The sequence below is a fragment of the Nocardia sp. NPDC047038 genome, assembly GCF_040644075.1.
Classification (GTDB): domain Bacteria; phylum Actinomycetota; class Actinomycetes; order Mycobacteriales; family Mycobacteriaceae; genus Nocardia; species Nocardia sichangensis.
In genome coordinates this window covers 1-6,739 of sequence record NZ_JBEYVQ010000042.1, presented here as the reverse complement: position 1 = coordinate 6,739, position 6,739 = coordinate 1, and the positions used below count along the sequence as shown (strand labels likewise).

Here is a 6,739-nt window from a genome sequence, read left to right as displayed (position 1 = left end):
AGTACGCGCCGCATACGCCACCATCACATCCCGCACCAACGGACCCATCGACGACGCATCCGCCGCGATGTGATGCACCACCACCGCCAACACATACGTCTCGGGCGCTCCGTCGACCTGGATGAGGACGGCACGCAACGGCACCTCGGCCGTCACGTCGAACGGAGTCGCCGCCAAGGCGTACACGGCGCTCGCCACGTCCGACTCGGCCAGCACCCGCGGAGTGAGATCCAAGGCGACCTGCCCGGCGGGCAGCACCACCTGCACCGGGCCGTCGACCGTCTCCGGATACACCGTGCGCAGCACCTCGTGGCGCACGACCACATCCTGTAGCGCCGCACCCAGCGCGGCGACATCCAACGCACCGGTCAACCGCAACGCGAACGGCAGGTTGTAGGCCGCCGAACCGATCTGCTCCGCGGCCTCATCGGACTGATCGAAGCGGTTGAGGAACCACATCCGCCGCTGCGCCAACGACAACGGCAACCGCTCCGGCCGGGCGATACTGCCCAACTCGACGCGCTCACCGTGCGTGTGCGACTCCAGCGCCGCCGCCAACCCCGCCACCGTCGGAGTCTCGAACAGCGTCCGCACCGGCACGCGGCCACCGACCGCCGCGCCGAGACGCGCCACGACTTGGGTGGCGACCAGCGAATTGCCGCCGAGCGCGAAGAAGTCGTCATCCGCGCCGACCCGGGTCACACCGAGCACCTCGCCGAACACACCCGCCACGATCTCCTCGATCGCACTCGAGGGCGCACGGAAATGCTTGGTCTCGAAGGTGGGCTCCGGTAGCGCCTTACGGTCCAGCTTGCCGCTGGAGTTCAGCGGGAACGCATCCAGCGCCACGATGGCGCCCGGAACCATGTAGGCGGGCAACGTCTCACCGATCGCGGAGCGCAGCGCCTGCGTGTCGATCCGGTCTCCCGGAGCGGGGACGACGTAGGCCACGAGTTGGTCGCCCAGCGATGAAGGCGACACGAGCGCCACCGCCTGGCTCACCGAAGGCTGCGCCAGCAGCGCCGTCTCGATCTCGCCCAGCTCGATCCGCTGACCACGGAACTTCACCTGGAAATCGGTCCGGCCGAGATAGTCGAGGACCGCGTCGTCGGCGTCCTTGCGCCATACGACGAGGTCACCGGTGCGGTACATCCGCTCGCCGTTGCCGAACGGGTTGGCCACGAACCGGTCCGCGGTGAGATCGGGACGCCGCACATAACCACGGGCCAGCTGATCACCGGCCAAGTACAACTCACCGGGCACACCCACCGGCACCGGCCGCAACCACGAATCCAGGACGTACACCTGCGTGTTCCACTGCGGCAGACCGATCGGCACGCTGCGCTCGTCCGCCGACGCGGGCCAGTAGGTCACCGAGACCGCCGCCTCGGTCGGGCCGTACAAGTTGTGCACAGCGGCGTCGGACACCGCGTGCATGGCTCCCACGGTCTCCGGGGGCAGCGCCTCGCCGATCACGAAGACGTGTTTCAGCGTCGGGCAGCTGCCGGGCGTGGTGTGCGCGGCGAAGACGGTCAGCATGGACGGCACGAAGTCGGTTACCGTCACGCGCTGCCCGGCAATGGTTTCCGCGACGTAGGCGGGGTCGCGGTGCCCGTCCGGCGTGGCGACGACGAGCTTCGCTCCCGCGCGCAACGGCATGAAGTAGCCCCACAGCGAGACGTCGAACGTCGTCGCCGTCTTCTGCAGGTACACGTCGTCGGCGCCCAGCGGGTATTCCGCCAGCATCCACGCGATCTGGTTGTCGATCGCCGCATGGGACACCGCGACGCCCTTGGGCCTGCCGGTCGATCCCGACGTGAAGATCACGTACGCCGGGTGCTCCGGCAACACCGGACGCAGTAGTTCCTCCGGGCGCACCGGGCTGTCGTCGAAGCCGTCGAGATCCAGGGTGTCGACGGCGAGCGCCCGGACGTCCTCGGGCAGGGCCGCCGCGTCGGCACTGGTCGTCACGACACAGAGGGGGCGAGCGGTGTCGAGGATGTGCGCGATGCGTTCGGCCGGATGATCCGGATCCAACGGCACATACGCCCCACCCGACGCCACCACCGCATACATCCCCACCACCAGATCCAACGACCGCCGAACCGCCAACCCCACCAACGACTCCGCACCCACACCCTGCGAAATCAACAAACGCGCCAGCCGATTCACCCGCGCATCGAACTCACGATAAGTCAGCTCGGCGCCCTCGTAAGCGACGGCGATCCGTTCCGGATTCGCTTCGACGGCACGGCGATATCCGTCGAGCAGCAATTCGGAGCGGACGGGGTAACGGGTGTCGTTCCACTCGTGCAGGATTCGATCCCGCTCGACCACGCTGAGCAGGTCGATGCCGCCCAGTGCGCGATCGGGATCGGCCGCGACCGCGCGCAGCAACCGGTTCAGGCGCGCCGCGAATTCGGCGACCGAACCCTCATCGAAAAGGTCGGTGGCATAAGTGAACATGGCGGCCAGGCCCGCGTCCGGACCTTCCTGCGGCGTCACCGTCAGTTGCAGATCGAATTTGGCCACCGCGCCGTCGAGTTCGACCGCGCCGACCGACAGGCCGGGCAACTCGAGCTCCGCTCGGTCCATGTTCTGGAAGAACAGCGCCACCTGGAACAGCGGATGATGCGCCTGCGAGCGGACCGGGTCCAGCACCTCGACCAGCCGCTCGAACGGCAACTCGGCATGCGAGAAGGCGGCGAGGTCACGTTCCTTGGTCACCGCCAGCAGTTCGGCGAACGAGGCCGCCGGATCCACCGCGGTCCGCAACACCAGCGTGTTGACGAACATGCCGACCAGATCGTCGAGTTCGGCCTCGCCGCGGCCCGCGACCGGCGTGCCGATGGTGATGTCGGCGGAGCCGGACAATCGGGCGAGCAACGCCGCGAAAGCGGTGTGCACAACCATGAACAACGAGGCACCGTTCGCGTGCGCGAGTTCGTCGAGCCGGGCCCGGGTGGGTGCGTCGACGGTGAAGGTGAAGACGCCTCCGCTTCCGGATGCCGTGGCGGGACGCGGCCGATCCGTGGGGAGATCGATCCGGTCCGGAATGTCCGCGAGAGCCTCGCGCCAGAAGGCGATCTGCGTCGCGGCCACGGAACGGGGGTCGTTCTCCTCGCCCAGCACGGCGCGCTGCCACAGCGTGTAGTCCGCGTACTGCACCGGCAGCGGTTCCCAGCCGGGTGCGGTGCCCGCGCTGCGCGCGACATAGGCGGTCATCAAGTCGCGCACCAGCGGCGCTATCGAGGTGCCATCGGCCGCGATGTGGTGCACGACGACGGCGAGGACGTAGTCGTCGGGACCGGTCCGCGCGAGCGAAAGCCGCAACGGCACCTCGGCCGCGACATCGAAACCGGTGGCGGCGAACGTACGCAGCCAGTCCGGGAGTTCCCCGGCGGGCAGGTCGTGCGGCGTCAGGTCCGGCGTCGCCTCCGCGGCGGGCAGCACCACCTGATACCCGGTACCGTCCACCGCCGGATACACCGTCCGCAACGTCTCATGACGCCCGACCACATCCGCGACCGCCGCCTGCAACGCCGCCACATCCAACACACCCGACAACCGCACCGCGAACGGAATATTGTTCGCCGCGGACCCGGTATCGAACTGATTCAAAAACCACATCCGCCGCTGCGCCAACGACAACGGCACCCGCTCCGGACGCTCCACCGCCACCAGTGCCGGACGCTGCGCGCCGGTGTCGAATTCGGCGAGCCGGGCGGCCAGCAGCGCGACCGTCGGCGCTTCGAACACCGTCCGCGCGGGCACCCGCGCGCCGATCGACGCCCCGAGCCGGGCCGCTACCTGCGTCGCGATGAGCGAGTTGCCGCCCAGCTCGAAGAAATCGTCGTCCGCGCCGATCTCGTCGCCGGCGCTGAGCAGGTCGGCGAACACACCCGCCACCAACTGCTCGAGCGCGCCCGACGGAGCGCGGAATTCCTTGGTCTGCAACTGCGGAGCGGGCAGGGCCCGACGATCCAGCTTGCCCACCGGGGTCAGCGGGATCTCGTCCAGCACGGTGAGGGAGGTCGGCACCATGTGCACCGGCAGGCTGCGCTCGGCGTGCGTGGTCAGCTCGTCGATGTCGATCGAGTGTCCGCTCGCCGCATGCACGTAGGAGGCGAGAATCGTCGCGCCGCTGTCCAATTGGTGCCCGACGGTGACCGCGAAATCCACCGTCTCGTGCGCCGCCAGCACCGCATCGATCTCACCGAGCTCGATACGGAAACCGCGAATCTTCACCTGGAAGTCGTTCCGACCCAGGTACTCCAACTCACCACTCGGCGTCCAACGCACCAGATCACCGGTGCGATAGAGACGAGAGTGGTTCGGGTCGAAGGGGTTCGGGACGAAACGCACGGCGGTGAGGCCGGGGCGCAACTGGTAGCCCCGTGCCAACTGGGGCCCGCCGATGTACAACTCGCCGACCACGCCGATCGGGACCGGCACCAGTCGCTCGTCCAGCACGTACTCGGTGGTCGCCTGGATCGGCGCGCCGATCGTGACCGGCTGCCCCGGCACCAGCGGCGCGCTGATGTTCGTCATGATCGTGGTCTCGGTCGGGCCGTACCCGTTGTAGAACTCGCGATCACCGTCGGCGAGCGGGCGCACCCAGCGCCGCACCAGCTCCGGCGGGCACGCCTCGCCACCGGCCACCACCACACGCAACTCGTCCAGCCCCGCCGGATCCACCGACGCCAGCGCGGCCGGGGTGATGAACGCGTGCGTGACGGCCTCCCTGCGCAGGAGCGCGGCCAGCTCGTCACCGCCGTACACCGTCGGCGCGACCACGACCATGGTGGCCGCGCCACCCAGCGCGAGCAGCAACTCCAGCACCGACGCGTCGAACGACGGCGACGCGAAATGCAACGTCCGCGACGCACTCGTCACCCGATACCGATCACGCTGCTCGGCACAGAAACTCGCCAACCCCGCCTGCGTGACGACCACACCCTTCGGCATGCCGGTCGATCCCGAGGTGTAGATGACGTAGGCCGGATGTTCGGCGCGCAATTGGCGCAGCCGATCCGCATAGGTGACCGGTTCGGTCGGGTAGTCCTCCAGCTGCCTGGCACAGGTGTCGGAATCGATCACCAGCCATTCGATTTCGTTGGGCAGGTCCTCCACCACACGCGCGACGGTGAGTCCGAGCACGGCGCCGGAGTCCTTCACCATGTGCTCGACCCGGTCGGCCGGATAGTTCGGATCCACCGGCACGAACCCCGCACCGGTCTTGGCCACCGCCCACACCGCGACCACCGACTCCACCGAACGCGGAACACCGACCGCGACCAGATCCTCCGGACCCACCCCACGATCGATCAGCAAACGCGCCAAACGCGTGGATTCGGCGTCGAGTTCCGCGTAGGTGAGTTGTCCGCGTGAGCTGACCGCGTCGGCGAACACGACCGCGGTACCGGTCGGATTCGCCTCGACGGCGGTTGCCATCAGTTGCGGAAGGGTAGTGACTCTAGGTCGCCGGGTGCGTGTGGGCCGCACCCGCGCGGGCCGCGTCACGCGAGCCCCGCTTCGTCCCTGGTCCCCCATCCCTGAGCCGGCAGACTATTCCCCGACAAGCGAAACATGAAAACTCTGCACATCCTGCCTGTAAGAACACGTCCATGACACATTTCCAGCGGACACCCTGATACTCCAAACCAACCAGCTGTGTCCATGGTCACACAACTGGCGGCTCGTGTCCGGCCGCGAATCGATTCACTCGCTACCGAGCAGCTCGGTGAACTCGACGATAGCGGCCACATCCGCCCACGGCCCCGCCGGTACGGCGCCGACACCATTGTCCAGCACCACAGCGTGCAAATCCTCCAGGGCCGTCGGGTCGAGGGCGTCCAGCCCGGTCCGATCGGTCACCAGATGGGTTACCCACTCGTCGGCCAGCGACTCCGTCAGCGCGCCGTCCGCGCCGACCAGCACCACCGACGCGCCCACCGATCCCGCGGCGACCACCTCGATCAGCGCGGCGGGCGACTGCGGGCTGCCGTGCTGGAAGGTGCGCGATTCGAAGGTCAGCTCGGTGCGGGCGCGCAGCCGTCCGGCCGCCGTGGCCAAGTCGTCGTAGCTGAGCACTTGCGCGCCGACGAACGCCGGGTCGGTGCCGCGCAGCGCCCGGGTGCGGTGTGCGTAGGTGACCGGGCGGGGTGATTCGGCGGCGATCTCGGCGATGACGGCGGGGTCGTCGAGGGCGAGCCAGTCGAGGGTGCCGGTGGGTGGATCGCCGAGGGTGAGGCCGATTTTGGTTTGGAGGTCGTCGGGCAGTGCGGTGTCGAGGGTGTCGACGGGGACGACGGCGGCGCCTGTTTTGAGGACGGCCCAGGTCGCGATGACCGCTTCCATGCCGCGATCCAAGCGCATTCCGACACCCGCGCCGGGACCGCAGCCCCGCGCGATGAGCACCCGCGCCAAACGCGAAGAGCGGGCGTCGAGATCTTGGTACGACAGTGCGTTCTCACCGGCGACCACGGCGGGCCCCTCCGGGTCGTCCTCGACCGCCGCCGCCAGCGCCTGGGTCAGCGCCGTGCCCGCGGTAGCCGTGGGCGGTTCGACGCTAACCGACTCCGCCGCGGCCGCCATCCGCTCCCGTTCGGTTCGGTCGAGGATGTCGATGTCGCCGATGGGGATGTGGGGGTTGGTGGCGATGGTGGTGAGGATGCGTTCGAGTCGGTGGCCGAGGGTGTGGATGGTGGTTTCGTCGAAGAGGTCGGTGGCGTAGGTG

General features: G+C 68.6%; 2 protein-coding genes. Both read right to left on the bottom strand.

What is annotated here, in order from left to right; genetic code table 11:
• A partial coding sequence (locus ABZ824_RS39550; RefSeq protein ID WP_356970028.1) for an amino acid adenylation domain-containing protein occupies window positions 1-5,454 on the bottom strand: 5,454 nt, incomplete at its 3' end.
• A 267-nt stretch (window positions 5,455-5,721) separates the two neighbouring features.
• On the bottom strand, window positions 5,722-6,739 hold a 1,018-nt coding region (locus ABZ824_RS39545; protein WP_356970027.1), incomplete at its 5' end, for an AMP-binding protein.